This is a genomic window from Ancylobacter pratisalsi, assembly GCF_010669125.1.
GTDB lineage: Bacteria > Pseudomonadota > Alphaproteobacteria > Rhizobiales > Xanthobacteraceae > Ancylobacter > Ancylobacter pratisalsi.
Genome location: NZ_CP048630.1, coordinates 2,338,595 through 2,364,731 on the forward strand (window position 1 = coordinate 2,338,595; position 26,137 = coordinate 2,364,731).

At 67.1% G+C, this 26,137-nt stretch carries 26 protein-coding genes; 12 read left to right on the forward strand and 14 right to left on the reverse strand.

What is annotated here, in order from left to right:
* Positions 1-2: 2 nt before the first annotated feature.
* From lptB to G3A50_RS11100, 6 genes are all read right to left on the reverse strand, one after another.
* A complete protein-coding gene (lptB, locus tag G3A50_RS11075) occupies positions 3-797 on the reverse strand; it encodes an LPS export ABC transporter ATP-binding protein (RefSeq protein ID WP_425483473.1) in 795 nt (264 codons plus the stop codon).
* 381 nt (positions 798-1,178) lie between these two features.
* On the reverse strand, positions 1,179-1,865 hold the full coding sequence (locus G3A50_RS11080) for an LptA/OstA family protein (protein WP_163075333.1): 687 nt from the start codon (positions 1,863-1,865) through the stop codon (positions 1,179-1,181).
* Between the two features lie 41 nt (positions 1,866-1,906).
* The gene (gene lptC, locus G3A50_RS11085) at positions 1,907-2,575 is read right to left on the reverse strand and encodes an LPS export ABC transporter periplasmic protein LptC (RefSeq protein WP_246251611.1); all 669 of its coding nucleotides are present in this window, start codon (positions 2,573-2,575) and stop codon (positions 1,907-1,909) included.
* A 246-nt stretch (positions 2,576-2,821) separates the two neighbouring features.
* Positions 2,822-3,454: a ribonuclease D gene (locus G3A50_RS11090; RefSeq protein ID WP_163075334.1), complete on the reverse strand. Its 633-nt coding sequence runs from the start codon at positions 3,452-3,454 to the stop codon at positions 2,822-2,824.
* A gap of 91 nt (positions 3,455-3,545) precedes the next feature.
* The gene (gene ubiA / locus G3A50_RS11095) at positions 3,546-4,499 is read right to left on the reverse strand and encodes a 4-hydroxybenzoate octaprenyltransferase (RefSeq protein ID WP_163075335.1); all 954 of its coding nucleotides are present in this window, start codon (positions 4,497-4,499) and stop codon (positions 3,546-3,548) included.
* 9 nt (positions 4,500-4,508) lie between these two features.
* On the reverse strand, positions 4,509-5,291 hold the full coding sequence (locus tag G3A50_RS11100; RefSeq protein ID WP_163075336.1) for a hypothetical protein: 783 nt from the start codon (positions 5,289-5,291) through the stop codon (positions 4,509-4,511).
* A gap of 129 nt (positions 5,292-5,420) precedes the next feature.
* On the opposite strand from G3A50_RS11100, the gene G3A50_RS11105 reads away from it, so the two are divergent.
* From G3A50_RS11105 to G3A50_RS11115, 3 genes are all read left to right on the forward strand, one after another.
* A complete protein-coding gene (locus G3A50_RS11105) occupies positions 5,421-6,188 on the forward strand; it encodes a 16S rRNA (uracil(1498)-N(3))-methyltransferase (RefSeq protein ID WP_163075337.1) in 768 nt (255 codons plus the stop codon).
* A gap of 293 nt (positions 6,189-6,481) precedes the next feature.
* The gene (locus G3A50_RS11110; RefSeq protein WP_163075338.1) at positions 6,482-7,603 is read left to right on the forward strand and encodes a carboxylate-amine ligase; all 1,122 of its coding nucleotides are present in this window, start codon (positions 6,482-6,484) and stop codon (positions 7,601-7,603) included.
* Between the two features lie 158 nt (positions 7,604-7,761).
* Positions 7,762-9,132 carry a glutamate--cysteine ligase gene (locus G3A50_RS11115; protein ID WP_163075339.1) on the forward strand — a complete coding sequence of 457 codons (1,371 nt, stop codon included), beginning with the start codon at positions 7,762-7,764 and terminating at the stop codon, positions 9,130-9,132.
* A 27-nt stretch (positions 9,133-9,159) separates the two neighbouring features.
* Here G3A50_RS11115 and G3A50_RS11120 read toward each other — a convergent pair whose 3' ends face one another.
* Complete coding sequence (locus tag G3A50_RS11120) at positions 9,160-10,044, reverse strand: LysR substrate-binding domain-containing protein (protein WP_163075340.1); 885 nt, start codon at positions 10,042-10,044, stop codon at positions 9,160-9,162.
* Between the two features lie 258 nt (positions 10,045-10,302).
* On the opposite strand from G3A50_RS11120, the gene G3A50_RS11125 reads away from it, so the two are divergent.
* Positions 10,303-10,584, forward strand: a complete 282-nt coding sequence (locus G3A50_RS11125) for a DUF1127 domain-containing protein (protein ID WP_246251613.1) — start codon at positions 10,303-10,305, stop codon at positions 10,582-10,584.
* A gap of 233 nt (positions 10,585-10,817) precedes the next feature.
* Positions 10,818-11,867 (forward strand): LLM class flavin-dependent oxidoreductase, encoded by a 1,050-nt coding sequence (locus tag G3A50_RS11130; RefSeq protein ID WP_163075342.1) that lies wholly within the window; start codon positions 10,818-10,820, stop codon positions 11,865-11,867.
* A 90-nt stretch (positions 11,868-11,957) separates the two neighbouring features.
* Here G3A50_RS11130 and G3A50_RS11135 read toward each other — a convergent pair whose 3' ends face one another.
* Positions 11,958-13,358 carry a glutamine synthetase family protein gene (locus tag G3A50_RS11135; RefSeq protein WP_163075343.1) on the reverse strand — a complete coding sequence of 467 codons (1,401 nt, stop codon included), beginning with the start codon at positions 13,356-13,358 and terminating at the stop codon, positions 11,958-11,960.
* A 192-nt stretch (positions 13,359-13,550) separates the two neighbouring features.
* Here G3A50_RS11135 and G3A50_RS11140 point away from each other — a divergent pair, with 192 nt between their 5' ends.
* The 7 genes from G3A50_RS11140 (at position 13,551) to G3A50_RS11170 (ending at position 21,068) form a co-directional block, all read left to right on the forward strand.
* The gene (locus tag G3A50_RS11140) at positions 13,551-14,726 is read left to right on the forward strand and encodes an ABC transporter ATP-binding protein (protein WP_163075344.1); all 1,176 of its coding nucleotides are present in this window, start codon (positions 13,551-13,553) and stop codon (positions 14,724-14,726) included.
* A gap of 9 nt (positions 14,727-14,735) precedes the next feature.
* Entirely contained in the window at positions 14,736-15,641 is a 906-nt protein-coding gene (locus G3A50_RS11145; protein ID WP_163075345.1) for an ABC transporter permease subunit, read from the forward strand.
* Positions 15,641-16,459 (forward strand): ABC transporter permease subunit, encoded by an 819-nt coding sequence (locus G3A50_RS11150; RefSeq protein WP_163075346.1) that lies wholly within the window; start codon positions 15,641-15,643, stop codon positions 16,457-16,459. The genes G3A50_RS11145 and G3A50_RS11150 overlap by 1 nt, the downstream gene beginning before the upstream one ends.
* A 99-nt stretch (positions 16,460-16,558) precedes the next feature.
* Entirely contained in the window at positions 16,559-17,215 is a 657-nt protein-coding gene (locus G3A50_RS11155; protein WP_246251615.1) for a dual specificity protein phosphatase family protein, read from the forward strand.
* Positions 17,216-17,331: 116 nt separating this feature from the next.
* Positions 17,332-19,215 (forward strand): DNA mismatch repair endonuclease MutL, encoded by a 1,884-nt coding sequence (gene mutL / locus G3A50_RS11160; RefSeq protein ID WP_163075347.1) that lies wholly within the window; start codon positions 17,332-17,334, stop codon positions 19,213-19,215.
* Positions 19,216-19,254: 39 nt separating this feature from the next.
* Positions 19,255-20,538, forward strand: coding sequence for an NAD(P)/FAD-dependent oxidoreductase (locus tag G3A50_RS11165; RefSeq protein ID WP_163075348.1), 1,284 nt, complete (start codon positions 19,255-19,257; stop codon positions 20,536-20,538).
* 2 nt (positions 20,539-20,540) lie between these two features.
* Entirely contained in the window at positions 20,541-21,068 is a 528-nt protein-coding gene (locus G3A50_RS11170) for a DedA family protein (protein ID WP_163075349.1), read from the forward strand.
* Positions 21,069-21,134: 66 nt separating this feature from the next.
* Here the strand turns inward: G3A50_RS11170 and G3A50_RS22395 are convergent, their stop codons facing one another.
* From G3A50_RS22395 to G3A50_RS11195, 6 genes are all read right to left on the reverse strand, one after another.
* Positions 21,135-21,308, reverse strand: coding sequence for a hypothetical protein (locus tag G3A50_RS22395; protein ID WP_170308636.1), 174 nt, complete (start codon positions 21,306-21,308; stop codon positions 21,135-21,137).
* 4 nt (positions 21,309-21,312) lie between these two features.
* Entirely contained in the window at positions 21,313-21,603 is a 291-nt protein-coding gene (locus G3A50_RS11175) for a BrnT family toxin (RefSeq protein ID WP_163075350.1), read from the reverse strand.
* A 132-nt stretch (positions 21,604-21,735) separates the two neighbouring features.
* Entirely contained in the window at positions 21,736-22,755 is a 1,020-nt protein-coding gene (gene ilvC, locus G3A50_RS11180; protein WP_163075351.1) for a ketol-acid reductoisomerase, read from the reverse strand.
* 14 nt (positions 22,756-22,769) lie between these two features.
* Positions 22,770-23,432, reverse strand: coding sequence for a TetR/AcrR family transcriptional regulator C-terminal domain-containing protein (locus G3A50_RS11185; protein ID WP_163075352.1), 663 nt, complete (start codon positions 23,430-23,432; stop codon positions 22,770-22,772).
* A gap of 137 nt (positions 23,433-23,569) precedes the next feature.
* Positions 23,570-24,085 (reverse strand): acetolactate synthase small subunit, encoded by a 516-nt coding sequence (gene ilvN, locus G3A50_RS11190; RefSeq protein WP_163075353.1) that lies wholly within the window; start codon positions 24,083-24,085, stop codon positions 23,570-23,572.
* A 144-nt stretch (positions 24,086-24,229) separates the two neighbouring features.
* Positions 24,230-25,990 carry an acetolactate synthase 3 large subunit gene (locus G3A50_RS11195; protein WP_163075354.1) on the reverse strand — a complete coding sequence of 587 codons (1,761 nt, stop codon included), beginning with the start codon at positions 25,988-25,990 and terminating at the stop codon, positions 24,230-24,232.
* Between the last annotated feature and the right edge of the window lie 147 nt (positions 25,991-26,137).

Here is a 26,137-nt window from a genome sequence, read left to right on the forward strand (position 1 = left end):
CATCAGAGCTTGAACTCCGAGCCGAGATAGAGCCGGCGAACGTCCTCGCTGGCGACGATGTCGTCGGGCGAGCCTTCCATGAGCACGGTGCCGGAATGGATGATGTAGGCGCGGTCGATGAGGCCCAGCGTCTCGCGCACGTTATGGTCGGTGATCAGCACGCCGATGCCGCGCTGGGTGAGGTGGCGCACCAGGGTCTGGATGTCGCCCACCGCGATCGGGTCGATGCCGGCGAACGGCTCGTCGAGCAGCATGAAGCTGGGGCGGGTGGCGAGCGCGCGGGCGATCTCGACGCGGCGGCGCTCGCCGCCCGACAGCGCGATGGAGGGCGACTTGCGCACATGGGTGACGCGGAACTCCTCCAACAGCGCATCGAGGTCCTGCTCGCGCTTCTTGCGGCTGGGCTCCACCACTTCGAGCACGGCGCGGATGTTGTCTTCCACCGACAGGCCGCGAAAGATCGAGGCTTCCTGCGGCAGATAGCCGACGCCGAGCCGCGCGCGCCGGTACATCGGCAGGTGGGTCACGTCATGGCCGTCAAGCTCGATGCGCCCGGCATCGGCCTTCACCAGGCCGGTGATCATGTAGAAGATGGTGGTCTTGCCGGCGCCGTTGGGGCCGAGCAGGCCGACGGCCTCGCCGCTGCGCACATGGAGGCTGGCCTCGCGCACCACCTTGCGTCCGCCATAGCTTTTGGCCAGCGCGACGGCGTTGAGCACGCCCTTTCCGGGGGCCACCTGCGCGATGGGCCGGGCCGGGCCGGGCTGGGGCGCGGAGCGGTGGTCGCCGCGCGGGATATCCTCAACCTCGTGCGCGACGAGGGCGACGCCGGCCGAGGGGTCCGCGCCATTCCGGCCGCCGGAGCCGAATCCGCGTGACGCCCTTTCCGCGGACGATCCACTGCCGGTTGACGACGACCTGCCGCCGCGGCCACCTAGTCCGGAAAAAAGTCCCACGCGCACCTCCGTGGTATAACCCACTGACGAAGGTGATAGACGGTCCGGGCCAAGCTGGCAAATGTCTGATGCAAAAAGCGGGCCGAAAGGCGTTGCCGCGCTGTGCGCCAAGGGCTTGCGGCCTGCCGCGGGGGCGCCGCAGGCAGCTGCCGCGCGCCAAGTCGCCCGCGCCGGGTGCCGGCGGGAGGACCGCCGACGCCGGGCTATCCGCCGGGCCTGACGTCAGGGAGCCGGTTTGGACGAGGGGCGCGGCGCCGGCTTGGTTGCGGGTTTGGCCGCCGGCTTGGCGCCGGGGGCGTCCGTCTGCTTCATGCTGTTGGGCACCAGAAGGCTCTCGACCCGGCCGCCCTCGAAGCGCGAGGTGCCGGTGGTGAGATCCACGGTGAGCTTCTTGCCCCGGATGACGTTCGGTCCCTGGCTCAGCACCACCGGGTTCCCGGTCAGGGTGATGGTGTTGGCCGCGGATTCGAACACGCCCTGGTCACCGGTGGCGGTCTGTTCCTTGGTGGTCACGACGACCGAGCCGTTGATTTCCAGACGCCGCACCGAGGAAGAGTTGATCGGGCTGCCGGAAGCCATGGCCGTGCTCTCGGAGGCCGCACCGCTTCCCTTGCCGTCGTAGAACACCACCAGCTCCTTGCAGCGCATGGTGGTGTCGCCCTGCTGGACCACGACATTGCCGCTGAAGATGGCCTGTTTTTCCTGATCGCGCACTTCGAGGCTGTTGGCGTCGATGCGGATCGGCTGGTCGCGATTGGTGGCGAAGCCCTGCAACGCGTTGGGCACGTTGCTGCCGCCCTGGGCGCCGGCCTGGTGGGGCGCGAGCGCGCCGAGCGCGGCCAGCAGGGCAAGGCCGCCAAGCGACAGGCGGAGCGAACGGGATAGGGCGACGTGCTGAAGGGACCTCATGAGAGCATGTCTATCCGCGCCGGCGCGGGCATTCAATGCCGTCACGGCAAACCTCCGGCATTCGCGCCGCGCAGAACCGGCGCGGCGCTGCCGCTTGTGTCGCTCTTCTTGTCCTCACCGGGCGGGGGCATGCGGAAATCGAGCCGCACATGGCCGGTGAGCAGGGCGCGCGAGTCCTTCTGGGTCACTTCCATGCGATCCGCGGTCAGCTTGCCGTCCAGATAGGTCAGCACCACCGGGTGCTCGGAAACCATCCGCCCGCCCTGTATGTCGATGGCGGCTTCCTTGAGCTGGCCGCTATAGCCGGCCGAGGTGTCGAAGCGCACGCCGTCGGCGAGCACCAGCTGCTCGGTCTTGGTGTCGTAGCGGCCGGTGCTGGCGGTGAGGCTGGCCCAGCCCTTGTCGGCCAGCTCCAGCTTGGCCTCGATCGTATTGAGGTCGATCTGGTTGGGCTGGGTGAGGTCCTGCGTCGCCGATTTCGCCGAGACGTCGTACCCGCGATTGTCCGCCGTGAAGCCGTGAAGGCGCGGCAGTTCCATCATCACCTGGGTGCCCGACAGCGAGACGCGGCCCAGTTCGAAGGGCAGGTCGACCGCGAGGCGGAAGGGATTGAGATAGTTGGACAGGAAGACCGCGCCAAGCACGAGCAGCACGCCGACCGGAAGCGCCCAGCGGAAAAAGCGCACGAAGGAGCTATGGCGTCGCGCCACGCGGAATTCTTCCGCGCCACGACGCGCCGGGGCATGCCGGGCCTTCGGTCCTGACGCCACGGTGTCTTGGCGTGCAGGAGGTTCCACGTGTCGGTTCATGTTCTGTCGGCAAATCCCCGGCTCGGCCGACCCCCGATGCGGCCAGCGTGAAGATGGCGGCTTATGCCACCGCGTGCAAGCCGGGGATAGGTCGCGCGACAATGCGGCCGTGATGAGGGCCGGACGCGGCGGTGATAAGGACGCCGATCAGCTATGTGAGAAGATGTCCTCGTCCGGCCAGCCGGCCAGATCGAGCTGGGCGCGGGTCGGGAGGAAAGCGAAGCACTGGTCCGCCAGTTCGGTGCGGTGCTCGCGTGCCAGCATGGCGGCAAGCTTCCTTTGCAGGGCATGCAGGTGGAGCACGTCCGAGGCCGCATAGAGCATCTGGGCGTCGCTGAGCTCTTCCGCCGCCCAGTCCGAACTCTGCTGCTGCTTGGACAGGTCGACGCCGAGCAGCTCGCGGGTGAGTTCCTTGAGCCCGTGGCGGTCGGTGTAGGTGCGGGTCAGGCGCGAGGCGATCTTGGTGCACCACACCGGCGCCACGGTGAGGCCGAACGTCTTGCCCAGCACCGCGACGTCGAAGCGCGCGAAATGGAACAGCTTCACGATCGCGGGGTCGGTGAGCAGCGCCTCCAGGTTCGGCGCGCTGCCCGGCCCGGCGCCGGCGGGAATCTGCACGATGTCGGCGGTGCCGTCGCCCGGCGAGAGCTGGACCACACACAGCCGGTCGCGATGGGGATTGAGGCCCAGCGTCTCGGTGTCGATGGCCACGAAGGAGGTGGTCTCGGGCGTGTAGCGGGCGAGGTCGACCAGGTCGCCACGGTGCAGGCGGATGCTCATTTCGGGCCCATTTTCCTTGAAGCGCCGCTCCTTAGCACCCGCCGGGGCGCGGGAGCAACCAGCGCGCGGGCGCTCCGCCCGCCGGGCGGTGTCAGGCGAGGAGCGCGGCGAGGGCGATGCCGGCGAAGAGCAGGAGCCCGGCGTCGCGATTGGAGCGGAACAGAGTGAGGCACAGCGCGCGGTCGTCAATGTCGAGCCGCCACACCTGCTGGGCGAGATGCGCGGCGAAGGCAATGAGGCCGACATAGGCCAGCGGGCCGGCATGAGCGCTGGTCAGGGCGAGGCCAACCAGCACCACCGCCCCGGCATAAAGCGCGGCGAGCCACGGGCGGGTCGCGGTGCCCAGCAACCGGGCGGAAGACTTCAGCCCGACCTGCTCGTCATCCTCGCGATCCTGATGGGCATAGATGGTGTCGTAGCCCACCACCCACAGGATCGAGCCGGCATAGAGCAGGAAGGCGGCGGGCGGCAGCTGCTCCAGGAGTGCGGCGAAGCCCATCAGCGCGCCCCAGGAGAAGGCAAGGCCCAGCACGAGCTGGGGAATCCATATCACCCGCTTCATCAGCGGGTAGATCACCACCACGCCGAGCGAGGACAGTGCGACGACGATCGCGAAGGGTGGCAGGCAGATGAGGACGATGAGCCCGACCAGCGCCTGAAGGCCCAGAAAGACGAAGGCGCCGAAAAGGCCGACCTGCCCGGAGGGGAGGGGACGCAGGCGGGTGCGCTCCACGCGCCCGTCAATGTCGCGGTCGAGTATGTCGTTCCAGGTGCAGCCGGCCCCGCGCATCGCCACCGCGCCGATGGCGAACAGCGCCATGAAGGCGAGGGCGCGAAGGGCAACCGGCGCGCCGGCATTAGCGCTCATGCCGGCGGCAAGCGCACTGGACCACCAGCAGGGGATGAGCAGCAGCCAGAACCCGATCGGACGATCGGCGCGGGCAAGGCGGAGGAAGGGACGCAGGGCCGCCGGCGCGCGCCGGTCGACCCAGCTGACGGAGGCATCGGCCGGGGCGGCAACCGGGGCGTTGAGCAGCGCGTTCATCGCCCGACGTCAGCGCAGGGCATCGCCGCCAAGCGTGTCGAACACGCCGCCCTTTTCCGAGGCGCCAGAAGGCAGCCCGCTGGACAGGCCGAGGCCGGCGGAGATCGAGCCCTGCGGGGGCGGGCCGGAAGGGCCGCCCTGGCTTTCAAGCTTGGCGACCTGGCACACCTTGTCGCGCACGCTGGACACGCCGGTGGCGTTCTTCTTCAGCTCGGCCAGTGCCTCTTCCGGTACGTGGCACTTGGTGCGGTTGGCGCTGAGGTAGGAAATGAACTTCTGCTGCGTGCTGACGAATTCCCGGAACATCGGGCACAGCTCGCTCGGCGGTATCTTGGTCTTTGTGGCCTTCTGCAGCGCGCCGCCGCGCGCTTCCACATCGCCGCGCAGCCGGTCGACCTGGGTCTGGCATTCCTTTGCCGCAGCGGCATCCGCGGCGGAGGGGCCCGGGGCGCTCATGCCGGGCATCATGCCGAAGCCGGGATCCATGCTCGAACTCGCCCCGCCCATGCCAATGCCCGGCTGCATGCCGGGAGCCGGGGTGAAGCCCGGCGCGGCCGACGGCGCGACGGTGCTGGGGAACGAGGACGCCGGGGGCGTCACCGGGGCGGCGGCCGGGGGCGTGGCGACGGTGCTGTCCGTGCTGCCGGATCCTCCGGGCGTGCCGATCCACTGGGCGGTGGCGGGGGCGGAGAAGGCGAGACTCACCAGCAGAGCCCCGGCCGCAAGCGCAGACGCTCCAGCGCTGCGATGCGCCGGCTGTCTGGCGATGCGATCCGAATGCGACGATGACATGCTGTGTTCTGCCTATTCAGCGTTCTTGACCAAGGGTGATACAGAGGCCTTAAAGATTGGGCAACATCACGGCGCACACGCCGCTGCGTCAATTCTTTCGTTACAAATCCCGTCGACACGGCTTCCGCCATGGCTCGCCCCGAGACCGAATCATCCGACCAGGACTATGATTTCCGCGCCCAGCGCCTGTTCGTCGCCGACGATCTGGGCCCGGATGCCGAGATCCGCCTTGATCGTGAACGCTCTCATTATGTCGGGGATGTGATCCGCCTCGCGGTGGGTGGGCACATTCATCTGTTCAACGGCCGCGACGGCGAATGGCGCGCGGTGCGCGAGGCCGGCGGGCGCCGCGAGGCGGTGCTGCGCTGCGAGGTGCGGCTGCGCGCCCAGACCGCGCGGCCCGATCTCGACTATGTGTTCGCCCCGCTCAAGCATGCCCGGCTGGACTACATGGTGCAGAAGGCGGTCGAGATGGGGGCGGGGCGGCTGGTGCCGGTGATGACCCGCCACACCCAGCCGAGCCGGGTGAATGTGGAGCGCATGCGCGCCAACGCGGTCGAGGCCGCCGAGCAGTGCGGCATTCTCAGCCTGCCGGAGGTGGCCGAGCCGGTCAGTCTCACCCGTTGGCTGGCGGCGCTGGAGCCGGACCGCACGCTGGTGTTCTGCGACGAGGCGGCGCCGGTGGACGACCCGCTGGCGGAGTTGCGCGCGGCGGTGCGCGGGCCGCTCGCGGTGCTGATCGGGCCGGAGGGCGGCTTCGACGCGGCCGAGCGGACCCAGCTTGGCCGGCGACCGGGCACCCTCATCCTCTCGCTCGGGCCGCGTATCCTGCGGGCCGACACCGCAGCCGTGGCCGCGCTCGCCCTGGTGGAAGCCGCCCGCCAGGCCGGGGGATGACGCCTGGCGGAATTTTTTGGCCGGACCGGAGGGAACCGGGTCCGGGCGCGCGCGTTGCTTGATGCGGCGGGTTGCCGGTGATGGCGAATTGATGGTCCCGGATGCCATGAATTTAGTTTTATAAGCCATCTAATCTTTGAAATTAACAATAAAACTATGTCGTGCACGCGAAAAAGCGTGGTCATATTCCGGTCTCAGTTCCTCATCATCTAGCGGCTCAGCGGGCACTCCTTGATTCGGTGTCGGCTAAACTACGCGTGCCGGGGCCAGTGGAACTTTGCTGAGGGGATACCATGACCGAAGACTATCGCATCGGCATCGAGGAAGAGTATTTCATCGTCGACGGCGAGTCCAAGAACATGCTCAAACGCATGCCGGCCGCCTTCATGGACAAGACCCGGGAGGTGTTCGGCCCGCGCGCCACCGGCGAATTGATGCAGTCCCAGATCGAGGTGATGGCGAAGCCCCATGTCGAGGCTGCCGCCGCCCGCGCGGAGCTGCACGAGCTGCGCCGGACCCTGGGCGACGTGGCGGGTGCCTTCGATCTCGCCTTCTTCGCCTCCGGCACCCATCCGACCGCGAGCTGGCACGCCGGCAAGCGCTCGCCGATGCAGCGCGGTGACGGGCTGATGCACGACCTGCAGATGCTCGGCGAGCGCAACCTGCTGTGCGGGCTTCATGTTCATGTCGAGCTGCCCGATCCGGACACCCGTATCGACGTGATGCGGCGCATCCTGCCCTATCTGCCGATCTTCGTTGCGCTCTCGACCTCCTCCCCTTTCTGGGAATGCAAGCGCACCGGGCTGATGGGCTACCGGCTTGCCGCCTATGACGAGCTGCCGCGCACCGGGCTGCCGGAGCTGTTCGAAAGCGCCAAGGACTATCAGGACTATGTCGACGCGCTGGTCGCGGCGCGGGCGATCCGCGATTCGAGCTATATCTGGTGGACCATCCGCCCCTCCATGAAGCAGCCGACGCTGGAATTGCGGGCGCCCGACAGTTGCACCCGCGTCGAGGATTCGGTTGCCATCGCGTCGCTCTACCGGGCGCTGACGCGGCATCTGGTGCGCAATCCCAAGGTCAATGCCGGCATCGACGCCGTCGACCGGGCGATCGCGGTGGAGAACAAGTGGCGCGCGCAGCGCTACGGCATTCACGGCAGCCTGGTCGATCGCCACGCCAAGGAGGCGGTGCCGATGGCGCAGGCGGTCGGCGACCTGATCGACAGGGTGAGCGAGGATGCGCGCGCGCTCGGCGGCCTTGCCGAGCTGGAGCATCTGCGCACCATTCTCGACGGGGGCACCAGCGCGGATACCCAGATCGCGGTCTATCAGGAGGCCGCGCACCGCACCGGCAACCGCACCGAGGCGCTGCGGGCGGTGACGACCTGGCTCACCCACGCGTCGGTGCAGTAGCAACACGCCCGTGGGCGCGCGTTTTCGCGCGCGAGGGATGCCGGCGTACCTGGCGGCGCCATTCCCCAACGGCAGGCGCGGCACGCCGTAACGGTGATTTGCGCGGCGCGCCGGCCTGTGTATGGTCGCGCGCCTCAGCATGCCGGCCGGAGTCTTCCATGGCGCGAGACCAGATCGATACGCAGTCCATCGACAGTCGCGACGACCTCGTCGCGTGGCTTGAGGCGGGCTGCAAGGCGCCTTCGAAATTTCGAATCGGCACCGAGCACGAGAAGTTCCCCTTCACGCTGGACGGCCATAACCCCGTTCCCTATGCGGGTGAAAATGGCATCCGCGCGCTGCTGGAAGGCATGCAGGCGCTGAATGAGTGGGAGCCGATCCTCGAAGGCGAGACCATTATCGGCCTTGCCGACACCATTGGCGGCGGCGCGATCTCGCTGGAGCCAGGCGGGCAGTTCGAGCTTTCCGGCGCGCCGCTCGCCTCCATCCACGAGACCTGCGCCGAGGTGAATTCGCATCTGGAGCAGGTGCGCGCGGTGGCGACGCCTTTCGGCTTCGGCTTCCTCGGCCTCGGCATGAGCCCGAAATGGACCCTGGCGGAGACGCCGGTGATGCCCAAGGGGCGCTACCGGATCATGTCGAACTACATGCCCAAGGTCGGCTCCTACGGCCTCGACATGATGTACCGGACCTGCACCGTGCAGGTGAATCTCGATTTCGCCTCCGAGGCGGACATGGTGAAAAAGCTGCGCGTCGGCCTCGCGCTGCAGCCGATCGCGACCGCGCTGTTCGCCAACTCGCCCTTCACCGAGGGAAAGCCGAACGGGTTCCTCTCGTTCCGCTCGGAAATCTGGCGGGACACCGACAACAACCGCGCCGGCATGTTGCCCTTCGCCTTCGAGGAGGGCATGGGCTTCGAGCGTTATGTCGACTACGCGCTTGATGTGCCGATGTATTTCATCAAGCGCGGCGAGCGCTACATCGACGTCGCCGGCTCCTCGTTCCGCGACCTGCTCGCCCATAAGCACTCGGCGGTGCCGGGCGAGGGGGCGACAGTGTCGGACTGGGCCAACCACCTCTCCACCATCTTCCCCGAGGTGCGGCTGAAGCGCTTCCTGGAAATGCGCGGCGCCGATGGCGGGCCCTGGGCCAATCTGTGCGCGCTGCCCGCGCTGTGGACCGGCCTGCTCTACGACACAACCAGCCTCGATGCGGCCTGGGAACTGGTGAAAGACTGGAGCACGGCGCAACGCCAGGCGCTGCGCGATGACGTGCCGCGCCTCGCTCTCAAGGCCGAGATCGCCGGCCGATCGGTGCTGGAGGTGGCGCGCGACGTGGTGGACATCGCCCGGCAGGGGCTGAAGCGGCGCGACGTGCGTGACAGCCAGGGCCGCGACGAGACCCGCTTCCTCGGCCCGCTCGACGACATCCTCGCCGCCGGCCAGACGCCGGCCGAGGCGCTGCTGGCGCTGTATGAAGGGGCGTGGAACCGCTCCGTGGAGCCGGTCTTCGACCAGTTCGCCTACTGAAGGGCGGAAACCGCCGGGTGGGGCGTCCTACTCGGCGGCGATGGCGGCTTCGGAGATGTTGTCCAGCCCCTGGATGATGTGATTGGCCAGCGCTTCGGCAAGGCCGGAGGATTCGTGCCGGTTGCGCAGCAGGCCGATGCGGCACGGCGCCAGCGTGGGGAATCCGTCGGAGGGGCCAAGCACGCGCATGCCCGGGCGCAGCCCGGATTCAGGCAGCACCGAGATGGCGAGCCCGGAGAGCACCGCCGCCGACACCGCGGTGCTGTTGGACGACGTGTAGAGGATGCGGAAGCGGCTGCCATTGGCCTGCAGCATCGAGATCGCCTCCTGCCGCCAGTTGCAGCTCTGCCGGCCGAGCGCCAGCGGGATCGGGTCCTCGATATGCACCGAATGGCGCATGGAGCCGACCCAGAGCAGCTGCTCGCGGCGGATGATTTCGGTCTCGCGGTTGATGCTCTCGCAATCGGTGATGATGGCGAGGTCGAGATCGCCGGTGTCGATGCGGTCCACCAGATCCGAGGACGGATCGCACACCACGGTCAGCTCGACATTGGGATGGGTGGCGGAAAAGCGCGCCATGATCTCGGGCAGGTAGCGGTCGGCATAATCGTCCGGCACGCCGAGGCGCACGCGGCCCGACAGTTCGGCGCTGGCGAGACTGGCCATCGCCTCCATGTTCAGCTTCACGATACGCCGGGCATAGTCGAGAAGCCGCTCGCCCTCGTCGGTGAGGCGCGAGGCGCGCCCGTCGCGGGCGAAAATCGGCCTGCCGACGCGTTCCTCAAGCCGCTTCATCTGCATCGAGACCGCGGACTGGGTCTTGTGGACCACCTCCGACGCTTTCGTAAAACTGCCGGTTTCGGCGATAGTTATGAAGGTTCTTAATTGATCAATGTCGAGCAGGACGGACATGAGGGAGGCCTCCGCGGTCTATTATCAATCCGAATGATAATTGAGATCATAAACATTCGCTAGTGTGATTGATGCCGCCGGATCATAAGGATCAGGCCGCGAACGGGTGGCGTTGGTTTCGGGTGGCTCCGGCTTCCATCGAAACCGATAAACCCACCGTCACCGCTGCGCGGGCGACACATGGAGGTATCGATGTCGTATATTGGCGAAGTCCGGAGAACAGCGTTCTCCTCGTTTGGTGCCGCGGCGAGTGCTGCGTTGATCGCCGTCGCCTCGGGTTCAATCCGTATTTTCAAGGCGTTCGGCCGCCGCCGCCTCATTGCCGAGCTTGGCGAGTTTGACGATCACATGCTCCGCGATATCGGGCTGACGCGGTCGGATCTGCGTGACGCCTCGTCCGGCCCGGTCTGGCAGGATCCGACGTCGGTTCTCGTGGTTCGCGCCGTCGAGCGGCGTGCCAGCCGCCGCGCCCTCGTGCGCGAGGCGCAGCCTGTGACCGGCGCCAAAGCGCGCACCAATGACGTTATCGCGTGCCGCTGATGAGGCCGGGCGGCAGCCAACCGGTTTACGGCGGCATCGACCCCCTCGTGTCGCCCACTTGAAGCCCGCTGGTTCATTCCGGCGGGCTTTTTTTGTGTCGGCGCCACTCATCAAGTTTGCAGATGGGAAAGGGTGTGCTTGCAGCAGGGAACATGCATCGTACCGCTGCGGGGTCCATATGAGCCGGGTCGGCGCAGGGCCGGCGGACAAGGTGGACCCAAGGGCATCGTTTCATGACACAGCATCTCGAACTCGGGCTCGACACCTTCGGCGACGTCACCGCCGATCGTGAGGGGCGCCTGCTGCCCCATGCGCAGGTGATCCGCAATCTGGTCGACGAGGCGGTGCTGGCCGATCAGGTGGGCGTCGATTTCATCGGCGTCGGCGAGCACCATCGCGACGATTTCGCCGTCTCCGCGCCGGAAGTGGTGCTGGCCGGCATGGCCACGAAGACGCAGCGCATCCGCCTGGGTTCCGCGGTCACGGTGCTGTCTTCGGACGATCCGATCCGCGTCTATCAGCGCTTTTCCACCGTCGACGCGCTGTCGAACGGGCGCGCCGAGGTGATTCTGGGGCGGGGCTCGTTCACTGAATCGTTTCCGCTGTTCGGCTTCCAGATGAAGGACTACGAGGCGCTGTTCACGGAGAAGCTCGACCTGTTCGCCGCACTGCTGCGCGACAATGCGAGCCCCGAGGGCGTGAGCTGGAAGGGTGAACTGCGGCCCCCGCTCGACCACCAGCATGTGTTTCCCTCCGTGGAGAGCGGCACGCTGAAGACCTGGATCGGCGTCGGCGGCAGCCCCGAATCGGTGGTGCGCGCGGCCCGCTACGGCCTGCCCCTGATGCTCGCCATCATCGGCGGCAATCCGGCCCGCTTCGCGCCCTATGTCGATCTCTATCACCGCGCCATCGGTCAGCTTGGCGGGCAGATGCAGCCGATCGGGGTGCACTCGCACGGCTATGTGGCGCCGACCGACGAGCTGGCGCGCGAGGAATTCTACGACGACTACAAGCGCATGCACGACCGCATCGGCAAGGAGCGCGGCTGGCCGGCCTATGAGCGCGACTCATTCGAGCGCGAGATCGCGCATGGCTCGCTGTATCTCGGCTCCCCCGAGACGGTGGCGAAGAAGATCGCCGCGACCGCGAAGGCGCTCGGGCTGTCGCGCTTCGACATGAAGTACAGCGCCGGCCCGCTGGGGCACGACAAGGCGATGCGCTGTATCGAGCTTTATGGCAGCCAGGTGATTCCGCGCGTGCGCGAGCTGCTGGCGCAAGGCTGACGGTGGAAAACCGAGGCGCCCCTCTCCCGTCGGGCGAGAGGGACGCTAAGGCGCAGGGCACCTCGCCCGTTCACGCAGGCGGGGTGCGCCTCACACGTTCAGCAGCAGATACTCGCGCTCCCAGGGCGAGATGACACGCATGAAGGTGTCGAACTCGGTCTGCTTCACCGCGGTGTAGGTCTTCACGAAGGACGGCCCGAGGACGGTGGCGATCTCCTCGGAATATTGCAGCGCCGCCACCGCTTCGAGCAGGCCGCGCGGCAGTTCGAAATCGAGGCCCTTGGCGTCGGCTTCCAGCGGCTCGGTCGGGCGCAGCCCCTCGACGAGGCCGAGATAGCCGCAGGCCAGCGAGGCGGCGATGACGAGATAGGGGTTGGCGTCCGAGGACGGCACCCGGTTCTCGACCCGGCGCGCGGCCGGCGGGGAGGGCGGCACGCGCAGCCCGGCGGTGCGGTTGTCGTAACCCCACTGCACGTTGATGGGCGCCATCGAATCGCGGGTGAGCCGGCGATAGGAATTCACGTAAGGGGCGAGGATCGACATCACCGCCGGCAGATAGCGCTGCTGGCCGGCAATGAAGGCGAAGAATTCCGGCGTCGGGTCGCCATCGTCATCGGAGAAGATGTTCTTGCCGGTTTCGGCATCGACGATGGACTGATGGATGTGCATCGCCGAGCCCGGCTCGTCGGCAATCGGCTTGGCCATGAAGGTGGCGTAGATCTTGTGGGCCAGCGCCGCCTCGCGAATGGTGCGCTTGAACAGGAAGACCTGGTCGGCGAGCATGATCGGGTCGCCGTGCAGCAGGTTGATTTCCATCTGCGCCGCGCCGTCCTCATGGATCAGCGTGTCGATCTCCAGGCCCTGGGCCTCGGAATAATCGTACATGTCCTCGAACAGGGCGTCGAACTCGTTGACCGCCTGGATCGAATAGGACTGCCGCCCGATTTCCGGCCGCCCGGAGCGCCCGATCGGCGGCTTCAGCGGGTAGTCGGCATCGGTGTTGGGCTCGACGAGGTAGAACTCGATCTCCGGCGCCACCACGGCCTTCCAGCCCTTGTGGGCATAAAGGTCGACGACGTTCTTCAGCACCTGGCGCGGGGCCAGCTCCACCGAACGTCCGTCGCGATGGAACGCGTCGTGAATGATCTGCGCGGTCGGATCATGGGCCCAGGGCACCGTGCACAGGGTGGAGAAGTCGGGCTGGATGACGAGATCGCTGTCCGCCACCACGGAATCGACCAGCCCCTCATAGGGCGGGTAGTCGCCGGAAATGGTCTGCAGGAACACCGAAAGCGGCAGGTTCATCACCGGGCCGGAAAGGAATTTCGACACCGGCATGATCTTGCCGCGACCGACGCCGGCCAGATCGGGGACCATGCATTCGATCTCGGTGATGCCGCGCGCGCCCATCCACGCCTTGGCTTCCTCGAGGGAGGAAACGCCGCGGATGGACTGGACCGCGTCCTTGCCGGGCTTCTTCTTCTTGGCCATTTTGAGCACCCTGATGCGCGTGTTGCGCCTTGATGAGGCAATCACGGCGCTGCAAGGCCCGTCAAGGCACGGCGCACTGCACAATTCCGGGCATGGTAAAATTGTTTGCATTCTGGCGTTGAGCCGCCGGGCGAACCCGGTTAGCGTCGTGACCAAGAGCCGGATCTGCGGCCGGGGAAAACGGGGCACAGCATGAGCATGGGCGTCGCCGAAAAGACGCAGAAGACCATCGGCGGCATTCGCCGCAAATTCGCTCCCTGGACCGACCCCGCAGCGGTTCCCCTGATCCGATACGAGAACGTCACCAAGCGCTTCGGCGAGTTCGTCGCCGTCGAGAACCTCTCGCTGGACATCTATGAGCGCGAGTTCTTCGCCCTGCTCGGACCCTCCGGCTGCGGCAAAACCACGCTGATGCGCATGCTGGCCGGCTTCGAGGAGCCGACGGAAGGGCGCATCACGCTGGCCGGCGAGGACCAGGTCGGCACGCCGCCCTATCGCCGGCAGACCAACATGATGTTCCAGTCCTACGCGCTGTTCCCGCATATGAGCGTGTGGGACAACATCGCCTTCGGCCTGAGGCAGGACAAGGTTGAGAAGGGCGCGGTGGATGCGCGCGTCGAGGAGATGCTCAAGCTGGTGAAGCTTGAGAAGTTCGCCAAACGCAAGCCGCACCAGCTTTCCGGCGGCCAGCGCCAGCGCGTCGCACTCGCCCGCTCGCTGGCCAAGCGCCCCAAGGTGCTGCTGCTCGACGAGCCACTCGGCGCGCTCGACAAGAAGCTGCGCGAGGAGACCCAGTTCGAGCTCATGGACATCCAGATGGAGCTCGGCATGACCTTCCTGATCGTGACCCACGACCAGGAAGAGGCGATGACGGTGGCGGACCGTATCGCGGTGATGAACCAGGGCAAGCTGGTGCAGGTCGCGCCACCCGCCGAGATCTACGAGCGTCCCAATTGCCGCTACGTGGCCGATTTCGTCGGCGACGTGAACATTCTCGAGGCCAAGGTCGAGGCGATCGAGGGCGGCTATGTGATCCTGAGGCCCGATGCGGCCCCCGAGATGACCATTCGCATCGCCCAGGAAATCGACGCCCGGCCCGGCGAAGCGGTTGCCCTGGCGGTGCGCCCGGAAAAGCTGCGCATCGAGCTGGAGCCACCCACCGATCCGGGCGTGAACTGCCTGTCCGGCACGATCTGGGACATCGGCTATCTTGGCGATCTGTCGATCTACCATGTCGAGCTGCCCAACGGGACGCGGGTGAAGGCGGCCAAGCCGAACCTGACCCGCATGGTCGAGCGGCCCATTTCCTGGGACGACAAGGTCTATGTCTTCTTCACGCCGGATGCCGGCGTGATTCTCGCTAAATAGGGGGCGGGGATGGGGGCGAAGGCGAAGGGACGCTGGCTGGTAGTCGCCATCCCCTATCTGTGGCTGCTGGCGCTGTTCCTGGTGCCGTTCCTGATCGTCTTCAAGATCAGCCTGTCCCAGGACGCCATCGCCCAGCCACCCTATTTCCCGACCTTCGATTTGGCCGAGGGGTGGGCGGTCTTCAAGGAGAACTTCAGCGAGCTCTCCTTCGAGAATTACGGCTATGTGCTGAGCTGGGACAACGAGTTCATCGAGGCCTATGTCTCAAGCCTCGTGATCGCCGGCATCTCCACATTCCTGCTGCTTCTTGTCGGCTACCCCATGGCCTATGCCATGGCGCGGGCGCCAAAATCGATCCGCCCGACGCTGCTGATGCTGGTGATCCTGCCGTTCTGGACCTCCTTCCTGATCCGGGTCTATGCCTGGATCGGCATCCTCTCGCCCGAGGGGCTGCTCAATCAGCTGCTGTTCGCGCTGGGGCTGATCGACAATCCGCTGCAGATCCTGGCCACGGACACGGCGGTCTATATCGGCATCGTCTATTCCTACCTGCCGTTCATGATCCTGCCGCTGTACTCGACGCTGGAGAAGATGGACGAGACGCTGCTGGAAGCGGCCGCGGATCTTGGCTGCCCGCCCCTCGCCGCGTTCTGGAAGATCACCTGGCCGCTCTCGCTGCCGGGCGTCTTCGCCGGCTGCCTGCTGTGCTTCATCCCGGCGGTGGGCGAGTTCGTCATCCCCGACCTGCTCGGCGGCTCCGACACGCTGATGATCGGCAAGGTGCTGTGGACCGAGTTCTCGGTGAACCGCTCCTGGACCGTCTCCTCCGCGGTGGCGGTGCTGCTGCTGCTGGTGCTGGTGGTGCCGATCGTGCTGTACCAGAACGTGCAGCAGCGCGAACTCGAGGGCCGGTGATGGACAAGAAGCTCTCTCCGTTCAACGTCACCTCGCTGGTGTTCGGCTTCACCTTTCTCTACCTGCCGATCGTGCTGCTGGTGATCTACTCCTTCAACGCCTCGCGGCTGGTGACGGTGTGGGCCGGGTTCTCCACCCACTGGTACGGGGAACTGCTACGCAACCAGCAGCTTCTCGATGCGGCCTGGGTGACACTGCGCGTGGCGTTCCTCACCGCCTGCTTCGCCACCGTGCTGGGTACGCTGGCGGCGATCACGCTGACCCGCTATGGCCGCTTCCTCGGGCGGACCATGTTCTCGGGCATGATCTACGCGCCCCTCGTCATGCCCGATGTCATCACCGGCCTGTCGCTGCTGTTGCTGTTCGTGGCGGTGAATTTCGACCGTGGTTTCTGGACCATCACGCTGGCGCACATCACCTTCACCATGTGCTTCGTCTGCGTGGTGGTGCAGTCGCGGCTGGTGACGTTCGACCGCAGCCTGGAAGAGGCGGCGCTGGATCTGGGCTGCCCGCCGTTCAAGACGTTCTTCGTCATCACCCTGCCCATCATCCTGCCGGCGGTGGTGTCGGGCTGGATGCTGGCCTTCACGCTTTCGCTCGACGACCTGGTCATCGCCAGCTTCACCACCGGCCCGGGGGCGACCACGCTTCCCATGCGCATCTACTCGCAGGTGCGCCTGGGCGTGACGCCCGAGATCAACGCGGTCTGCACCATCCTGATCGGCATCGTGACCGTGGTGGTCATCGCCGCCTCGGTCATCACCAAGCGGCAGGAGGTCGAACGCCAGAAGGCCGAGCGGCTGGCGGCGGCGGGCTAATTCCTGTCACGATTTCGTGGCTAGAGTGGTGTTCAATCACCTTGTCCGGCATAACGCTGCCGGTGAGCCCTCTTTGTTGTTTTGCGTCGAGCCTGCTTCATGAGTTTATCCGACATGCCGCAAGCGCCGGCGGACTTCGGCGGTTCTTCCACCCATGAGGCGAGTGCCGCCGCGATGCGCGAGCGGCGTAGCGTAGTGCGGCGCACCCTGCGCGGCGCGGCGATGGGCCTATGGGGCGCGGTCCTGCTGACCGGTACCTATCTCATCATCGAGCAGCTGATCGGCAATTTCCACACCGTCGTTCCCGGTCAGCTCTACCGTTCGGCGCAGATCGACGCCGACGAACTGCCCGCGATTCAGGCGAAGTACGGCGTGCGCACGGTGATCAACCTGCGCGGCGCTTCCTCCAAGCCCTGGCACGCCGCCGAGGTCGCCGAAAGCGAGCGTCTCGGCATGACCCATATCGATTATGGTCTGTCGGCGGGCCGTGAACTCACCCAGAAGCAGGTCGAGGAACTCGTCACCATCATGCGCGACGCGCCCAAGCCCATTCTGGTGCACTGCAAGGGCGGGTCGGACCGTTCCGGCATTGCCTCCGCGCTCTATATCGCGGCCATCGAGAAGGGCAGCGAAGAGGCGGCGGAGTGGCAGCTTTCGCTGTTCTATGGCCATTTCCCCATCCCCTACTTCCCGGCCTGGGCGATGGACGAGACCTTCGAGCGCATCGAGCCCTGGCTCGGCTATAGCGGCTCCTGAGCCGGTTGGTGCGCGGGGACAGGCGGGACATTCCGGCGCGCGCGGCGCCGTGACGGTGTAGGCTTGGCCTCACACCCGAATCGACCCCGCTGACGTTTCACAATCGCCGAGATCCGATGCCGCTGCGCCTGCTCCCCTCCGCCCTGGTCGACCGCATCGCCGCGGGCGAGGTGGTGGAGCGTCCGGCGGCGGCGCTGAAGGAAATCGTCGAGAACGCGATCGACGCCGGCGCCACCCGCATCGAGATCGTCATCGATGGCGGCGGCCGGCGGCTGCTCCGCGTCACCGATGATGGCGGCGGCATGGATGCGCGCGAACTGGCACTGGCGGTGGAGCGCCACGCCACCTCCAAGCTCGACGACGAGGACCTGCTCGCCATCGCCACGCTCGGCTTTCGCGGCGAGGCGCTGGCGTCGATCGGTGCCGTCGCCCGGCTTTCCATCGTCAGCCGCCCGGCGCGGGCGGACGAGGCGTACGAGGTGCGCGTCGAGGGCGGGGTGAAGTCGGCGGTGCGACCCGCCGCGCTTGGCCCCGGCACGCGGGTCGAGGTGCGCGACCTGTTCTTCGCGACCCCGGCGCGGCTGAAATTCCTGAAATCCGAGCGCGCCGAGACCGCGGCGGCGGTGGACGCGGTGCGCCGCCTGGCGCTGGCCCGCCCGGATGTCGGCTTTACCCTGGTCGCCGAGGACCGCGCGCCGGTGACATGGCCCGCGCGCAGTCCCGACGCGGCCGGCCGGCGTGCGCGCATCGCCGACGTGCTCGGCCATGAGGTGGCGGCCAATGCGCTCGACATCGAGGGGCGGCGCGAGGGCGCGCGGCTGTCCGGCCTGGCGGGCCTTCCGACCTATTCCAAGGCGAACTCGCTGGCGCAGTATCTCTTCGTCAACGGCCGACCGGTGCGCGACAAGGTGCTGATCGGCGCCATCCGCGCCGCCTATTCGGACCTCTTGCCCTCCGACCGCCACCCGGTGACGGTGTTGTTCCTCGATCTCGACCCGCGCGAGGTCGACGTGAACGTCCATCCCGCCAAGACCGAGCTGCGCTTCCGCGATCCCGGCCTGATCCGGGCGCTGATCATACGCACGCTGGGCGACGCGCTGACCGCCGGCGTGCCGCGCACCGCCTCGACCGGGGCGGACCGGCTGGCGCAGTTCGCCCGCGCCCCCGGATGGCAGAGGGCGCAGGCCCCCCGCACGGGCGGCCCGGCGGGAAACTATGACTGGACCCGGTCCTGGGCGGCGCCGGAAGGTGGTTCACCCGACAGGCCGGGTGCGACACCGGGTGGGATGCCGGACGGACTGCGCGAAGGCACGGCGCGGTTCGATCTCGATCTGCCGCCGGGCGAGGGGCTCGGCCTCTCGCTCGACCCCTCGGCCGATGCCCGCGCGGGCAGCGCGCCCGCCGCGCCCGACCTGATAGAGCGCCCGCTCGGCGCCGCCCGCGCCCAGCTGCACGAGACCTACATCATTGCCCAGACGCGCGACGGCGTGGTCGTGGTCGACCAGCACGCCGCCCATGAGCGCATCGTGTATGAGCGGCTGAAGGCGGCGATGGAGCGCGACGGGCTGGCGCGGCAGATGCTGCTGGTGCCACTGGTGGTCGAACTCGACCCTTCCGAGGCCGAGCGCCTGGCCGAGCGCGCCGAGGCGCTGGCGGGTTTCGGCCTGGTGATCGAGGCGTTCGGGGCCGGCGCGCTGCTGGTGCGGGAGGTGCCGGCGCTCCTCGGCGCGGCGGACATTCCCGCCCTGGTGCGCGAACTCGCCGAGCACGCGGCGGAATGGGACGACGCGCTGCCACTGGAGCGTCGCCTGTTGCATGTGGCGGCGACCATGGCGTGCCATGGCTCGGTGCGCGCGGGACGCCGTCTCAGGGTGGAAGAGATGAACGCCCTGTTGCGCGAGATGGAATCCACCCCCAATGCCGGCCAGTGCAACCACGGCCGGCCGACCTTCGTCACCCTGGCCCTCGCCGATATCGAACGCCTGTTCGCGCGGCGCTGAGCTTTCGGCTAGATTGGCAGGGCAAGTAGATTGGCGAGCATGGCGTTCAAGACCGACCACCCCGAGAGCTGGTACGCCGCGACGGCGCATGCGTTGCCATCCTGCGCGCCGCTGGCCGGCACGGGCCGGGCCGATGTCTGCGTCATTGGCGGGGGCTATACCGGGCTTTCCGCCGCGCTCCATCTGGCGGAGGCCGGGCTCGATGTCGTGCTGCTGGAGGCGGGGCGGCTGGGTTCGGGGGCCTCGGGCCGCAATGGTGGGCAGATCCACACCGGCCAGCGCCGCGACCAGGATTGGATCGAGGCGCAGATGGGCCTCGACGACGCCAGGGCGCTGTGGCGCATGGCGGAGGATGCCAAGGCCTTTCTCCACGCGCTGATCGCGCGGCACGCCATCGATTGCGACGTGCGGCCGGGGCTGGTGACCGCCGATCACAAGCCCGCCTATGTCGCCCATAGCCACGCCTATGCGCGCAAGCTGAACGAGGTCTACGACTACCCCCACGCCGCGCCGCTCTCGCGCGAGGAGCTGCGCGCGATCGTCGGCTCGGACGCGTATTTCGGCGGGATGATTGACCATGGCGGGGGGCATCTGCACCCGCTCAACTTCGCGCTTGGGCTGGCGAGGGTCGCGGAGGCTGCCGGGGCGCGGCTTCATGAACACTCGCGCGCGCTCTCCATTGACGAGAGCGGCCCCAAGGTGCGGGTGGCGACGGCGGGCGGCGTGGTGGAGGCCGACTGGGTGCTGGAATGCGGCGACGGGCTGCAGGACGGTCTCGACCGGCGGGTCGATACCCATGTCATGCCGATCGCCAACTACATCGCCGCGACCGAGCCGCTGGGTGCGCGGACGCGTGAGGTCATCTCCAATGACGCGGCGGTGGCCGACAGCCGTTTCGTGGTGAATTATTACCGGCTCAGCGCCGACGGGCGACTGCTGTTCGGCGGTGGCGAGAGCTACACGCGCCGGCTGAGGCCCGACCCGGGGGCCTTCGTGCGGCCCTATATGCTCAAGATCTTCCCCCATCTCGCCGATGTCCGCATCGAGTATGGCTGGGGCGGCATTCTGGGCATCACCATGAGCCGCATGCCCTTCGTGCGGAAGCTCTCGACCCGCGTGCTCACGGCGTCGGGCTATTCCGGGCAGGGCGTGATGCTGGCGCCCTATTTCGGCAAGCTGCTGGCGGACGCGGTGGCCGGACAGCTCGGTGCGTTCGACCTGCTCGGCCGGCTGCCGGTGCCGCCTTTCCCCGGCGGGCCGCTGATGCGCTGGCCGCTGCTGGTCGCCGGCATGAGCTATTACGCGCTGCGCGACCGGTTGTGAGCATGTTTGCCGACATTCAGAGCTTTGCGCAGGACGCGCTGTCCTTCGTGCAGGCGCATGCCCACTGGGCGCCCTATGTCGCGTTTGCCCTCGCCTTCGGGGAATCGCTGGCGGTGATCTCGCTGGTGGTGCCGGCGACCTTCATCCTCATCGGCATGGGCCCGATCATCGAGGCGGGCGGCATTTCGCTGCTGCCGGTGTGGGCCGGGGCGGCGCTTGGGGCGGCGCTGGGCGATGCGGTCTCCTATTGGACCGGGTTCTGGCTGAAGGACCGCGCATACAGGCTGTGGCCGTTCACCGCCTATCCGCAGATGCTGGAACGGGGCGAGCGCTTCTTCCATCGCCATGGCTCATGGAGCGTGTTCATCGGCCGCTTCTTCGGGCCGATCCGCGCGGTGATCCCGCTGGTGGCGGGCATGTTCGCCATGCCGCATTTCATCTTCCAGATGGCGAACATCGCCTCCGCCATGCTCTGGGCGTTCGTGCTGCTGGCGCCCGGCGCGGCGGCGATGAAGTTCTGGGGCTTCTGAGGCGCTTACGAAAAAGGCGACCCCTGGGCCGCCTGCTTACCTCGTCAGCCTTGCCGGAGAGGGACGTTACTCCGCCGCTTCCTTCGGCGGCTTGCGCCGGCTTTTCGCGGGGATGACGAGATCGAACTCGGCGAGTTCCTTCTCGGTGGGCCAGGTCATGTCCTTATCCCACGCCCAATGCGCACGGATTTCCTCGTCCGACATGGCGCGCAGCTTCTCCCAGTCGACCGTCTTGGCCAACCGATCAGCATCCTCCAATTGCTTCTTGGTAGGCACGCCGTTCAACCTCATTCGCGCTACGAAAAGATATGGCGCGGCGCCGACGGCCCCGCCATGTCCACGCACGTAATAACACGGTCTCGTTGAAAACGGCGATGGTCTCGAAGCGCAACTCGCCGCGCTCTCCGCGTGCTTGCCGGTCGAGTCGTACGCGGCCGTCGAAGAGGCGCGCCGCAAGCGGAAGCGGCAAACCGTGCTTGGCCCGGTTCGCCGCGTCCTTGTCGTCGTCCCACTCGAAGTCGTCCGTCTCGCCCATCAGGGCCTCCGCAAACCGTTGACGGTATTATAGCGAAGGCCGATGGAGCCGACTGACATCTTGTTGGCAACTCTCTCGATAACCCTGTGGAGAGTCTGTGGAGAGCCTGTGGAAGCGATATTCTGCTTGACTTCAGTTCTTCGCCTTGTCGACCAGCTTGTTGGCGCCGATCCACGGCATCATGCCGCGCAGCTTCTCGCCGACCTGCTCGATCTGGTGGGCGTCGTTCATGCGGCGGATGCCCTTGAAGCGGGCGGCGCCGGCGCGGTACTCCTGCATCCAGTCGGAGGTGAACTTGCCGGTCTGGATGTCGGTGAGCACGCGCTTCATCTCGGCCTTGGTCTCGGCGGTGATGATGCGCGGGCCGGAGACGTACTCGCCCCACTCGGCGGTGTTGGAGATCGAGTAGTTCATGTTGGCGATGCCGCCCTCATAGATGAGGTCGACGATCAGCTTCACTTCGTGCAGGCACTCGAAATAGGCCATTTCCGGCGCGTAGCCGGCTTCCACCAGCGTCTCGAAGCCGGCGCGGATCAGTTCGACCAGGCCGCCGCAGAGCACGACCTGCTCGCCGAACAGGTCGGTCTCGCACTCTTCCTTGAAGGTGGTCTCGATGATGCCCGAACGACCGCCGCCGACGCCCGAGGCGTAGGACAGGCCGAGGTCGAGCGCGTTGCCCGAGGCGTCCTGGTGCACGGCCACGAGGCAGGGCACGCCGCCGCCCTTCTGGTACTCGCCGCGCACGGTGTGGCCGGGGCCCTTGGGGGCGATCATCAGCACGTCGACCGAGGCCTTGGGCTCGATCAGGCCGAAATGCACGTTGAGGCCGTGGGCGAAAGCAATCGCGGCGCCATCGCGGATGTTGGGGGCGATCTCGTCGCGGTAGATGTCGGCCTGGAGTTCGTCCGGGGTGGCCATCATCATCAGGTCCGCCCACTTGGCGGCCTCGGCGACGGTCATCACCTTGAGGCCGTCGGCCTCGACCTTCTTGGCGGTGGCGGAGGTCGGCTTCAGGCCGATGGCGATGTCCTTGACGCCGGACTCCTTGAGGTTCAGCGCATGGGCGCGACCCTGGGAGCCATAGCCGATGATGGCGACCTTCTTGCCCTTGATGAGGTTCAGGTCGGCATCGCGATCATAGTAAACGCGCATGGGTGTCTCCTGTGTCACGCGTTGATCTTGTCCCGGCCCGGACCTGGTTTTTCCGTGCCGTAGAGGGTGAAGAACTGGTCGGTCGCCCGCGCCGCGTCGCGCTCGATTTCGGCCGCGGCGAGCACCAGAGTGTCGCCAAGCAGCAGCCGGATCTGCACGTCGCGGCCGACGAGGCCGAGGAAGGTGCGAAAGGCGGTCTCGGTGTCGTCGAAGGCGATCAGCCCGGCCTCGCGCCCGGCTTCGAGCACCGGCTTGAGCCGGGCGCCAATGGCGAAACGTCCATTGGCCAGCATGATCGCGCCGAGATTGCTGCCGCGCGCGCCCGCCTGAGCGATGGCGAAGCGGTTCAGCGCGATCGAGGTGGGGCTCGATATCACGCCGAGCCAATTGGCGGCGAAGCGGACCAGACTGTCGCGCAGGGCGAGGGCGTCGAGCCGGGTGCGGTCATAATTGCCGGCCCGGACCTTCGACGCCTGCCAGCGCACGGTCGCGCTCAGCAGCCCGTCGCGGTCGCCGAACCATTTGTACAGGCTTTCCTTCGAGCAGCTGGCCCGGCGGGCAACAGCGGTCATGGTCACGTCGCCACCTTGCTCGACCATGAGCGCGAGCACGGCGTCGAGCACGGCCTGCTGCCGGTCCGTCAGCGTCTCGCCCGCGTGATCGGGGTGGGAGTTCATGCTCGAAAATGTCCGTACCGTACGTTACGGTTCCGTTCCTACATCGCCAATCACGGTTGCGCAAGAGCGGCGAGGGGGCAGCAAAAAGCGGCGCCGGGGCGCCGCTTCCGAAGGGATCGCGAGGGCGCAGCCCGCCCTTACATCGCGTCCGGTCCGCGCCCGATCGCGGCGACGCCGGTGCGCGAGACTTCGACCAGCCCCAGCGGTTCCAGCAGGGAGACGAACTGGTCGATCTTGTCCGGCTTGCCGGTGATCTCGAACACGAAGCTCTCCAGCGTGGTGTCCACGGTGCGGGCGCGGAAGCTGTCGGCGATCAGCAGCGCCTCGCGGCGCATCTCGCCCTTGCCGCGCACCTTGATCAGCGCCAGCTCGCGCTCCAGCGCCCGGCCGTCCACGGTGAGGTCGATCACCCGGTGCACCGGCACCAGCCGATCGAGCTGGCTCTTGATCTGCTCGATGATCATCGGCGCGCCGGTGGTCACCACGGTGATGCGCGAACGCCGGGAATCGTGGCTGACCTCGGAGACGGTCAGGCTGTCGATGTTGTAGCCGCGGCCGGAGAACAGGCCGACGATGCGGGCGAGGACGCCCGGCTCATTGTCGACGAGGAGGGAGAGCGTGTGGCGCTCGGCGGGTTCATTGATCGGGGCCATGGGGCACTCTGACGTCTGGGAGGTGGTGTGAGGCGGTCGGCTTCTCTCCCCGCGGGGAGAGGCGTGGACCGGGCGAGGCGCGATACGCGCCACCCCCGGTCATCGGCTCTGCGGGCGGCCTCTCGCGCGGAGAGGCGGGCACCGTCACACCAGCATCTTGCCTTCTTCGCTGATCGCTTCGTCCAGGCCTTCGGGATGATCGGGCAGGATCATCTCGTTATGCGGCTTGCCCGAGGGGATCATCGGCAGGCAGTTTTCCATCTTGTCGACGAGGCAGTCGAACAGCACCGGACGATTGACGCTGATCATCTCCTGGATGGCGCCGTCGAGGTCGGCCGGGTTGGAGCAGCGGATGCCCACGCCGCCATAGGCCTCGGCCAGCTTGACGAAATCGGGCAGCGATTCCGAATAGGAATGCGAGTAACGCCCGCCATGCAGCAGGTCCTGCCACTGGCGCACCATGCCCATATATTCGTTGTTCAGCACGAAGATCTTGACCGGCAGGTTGAACTGCAGCGCGGTCGACAGCTCCTGCAGGCACATCTGGATCGAGGCTTCGCCGGCAATGTCGATGACCAGGCTTTCCGGGTGGGCCACCTGCGCGCCGATGGCGGCGGGCAGGCCGTAGCCCATGGTGCCCAGCCCGCCGGAAGTCATCCAGCGGTTCGGCTCCTCGAAGTGGAAGTGCTGCGCCGCCCACATCTGGTGCTGGCCGACCTCGGTGGTGATGTAGACGTCCTTGTCCTTCACCGCGTTGTACAGCGCGCGAACCGCCTGCTGCGGCTTGATGATGCGGTCGCCCGGCACGAAGGCGAGCGACTTGCGCGCGCGCCAGCGGTCGATCTGGCCCCACCAGCCCGCCAGCGCCTTGCGGTCCGGCTCCGCCTTCATCGCGCGCCACAGGGTGAGCATGTCCTCAAGGACATGCTTGACGTCGCCGATGATGGGAATGTCGACCTTGACGTTCTTGTTGATCGAGGACGGGTCGATATCGATGTGGATCTTCTTCGAGCCGGGCGAGAAGGCGTCGAGACGGCCGGTGATGCGGTCGTCGAAGCGCGCGCCCACGCACACCATGACGTCGCAGTCATGCATCGCCATGTTGGCTTCGTAGGTGCCGTGCATGCCCAGCATGCCGAGCCACTGTCGGTCCGACGCAGGGAACGCGCCGAGGCCCATCAGCGTCGAGGTGACGGGATAGCCGGTCAGGCGCGCGAGTTCGCGCAGCAGGCGGCTGGCCTCGGGACCGGAATTGATGACGCCGCCGCCGGTGTAGAACACCGGGCGCTTGGCCTTGGCGAGCAGCTCGACAGCCTGGCGGACCTTGTCCGGGTCGCCCTTCAGCCGGGGCTGGTAGGTGCGGTGCTGGATGTTCTCCGGCCCGACATACATGCCCTTGGCGAACTGAACGTCCTTGGGGATGTCGACCACGACCGGACCCGGGCGCCCGTTCTGCGCGACGTAGAACGCCTCGTGCAGCACGCGGGCGAGATCGTTGATGTCGCGGACCAGATAGTTGTGCTTGGTGCAGGGCCGGGTGATGCCGACCGTGTCGCATTCCTGGAACGCGTCCGAGCCGATGAGATGGGTCGGGACCTGGCCGGTGATGCACACCAGCGGGATCGAATCCAGCAGCGCATCGGTGAGGCCGGTGACCGCATTGGTAGCGCCGGGGCCGGAGGTGACGAGCACCACGCCCACCTTGCCGGAGGAGCGGGCATAGCCCTCCGCCATGTGCACCGCGCCCTGTTCGTGGCGGACCAGGACGTGGCGGACCTGGTTCTGGTGGAACATGGCGTCATAGATCGGCAGCACCGCGCCGCCGGGATAGCCGAACATGTGTTCGACATCCTGGTCGATCAGGGCCTGCATCACCATTTCGGCGCCGGTCATCTCGCGCATCATGGTCGTGTTCCTTTGACGTATCGCTCGTGTGGCAGTGTCGGGAAGGGCTGGGTCCGGAATGCGCCGGTGGTTCGGGTAGCGGCGGGTCCAGAAAATCAAAAGGCCCCGTCAGGGGCCAAGGTCGCGCGTCACCGGTGGGCGGAGCAG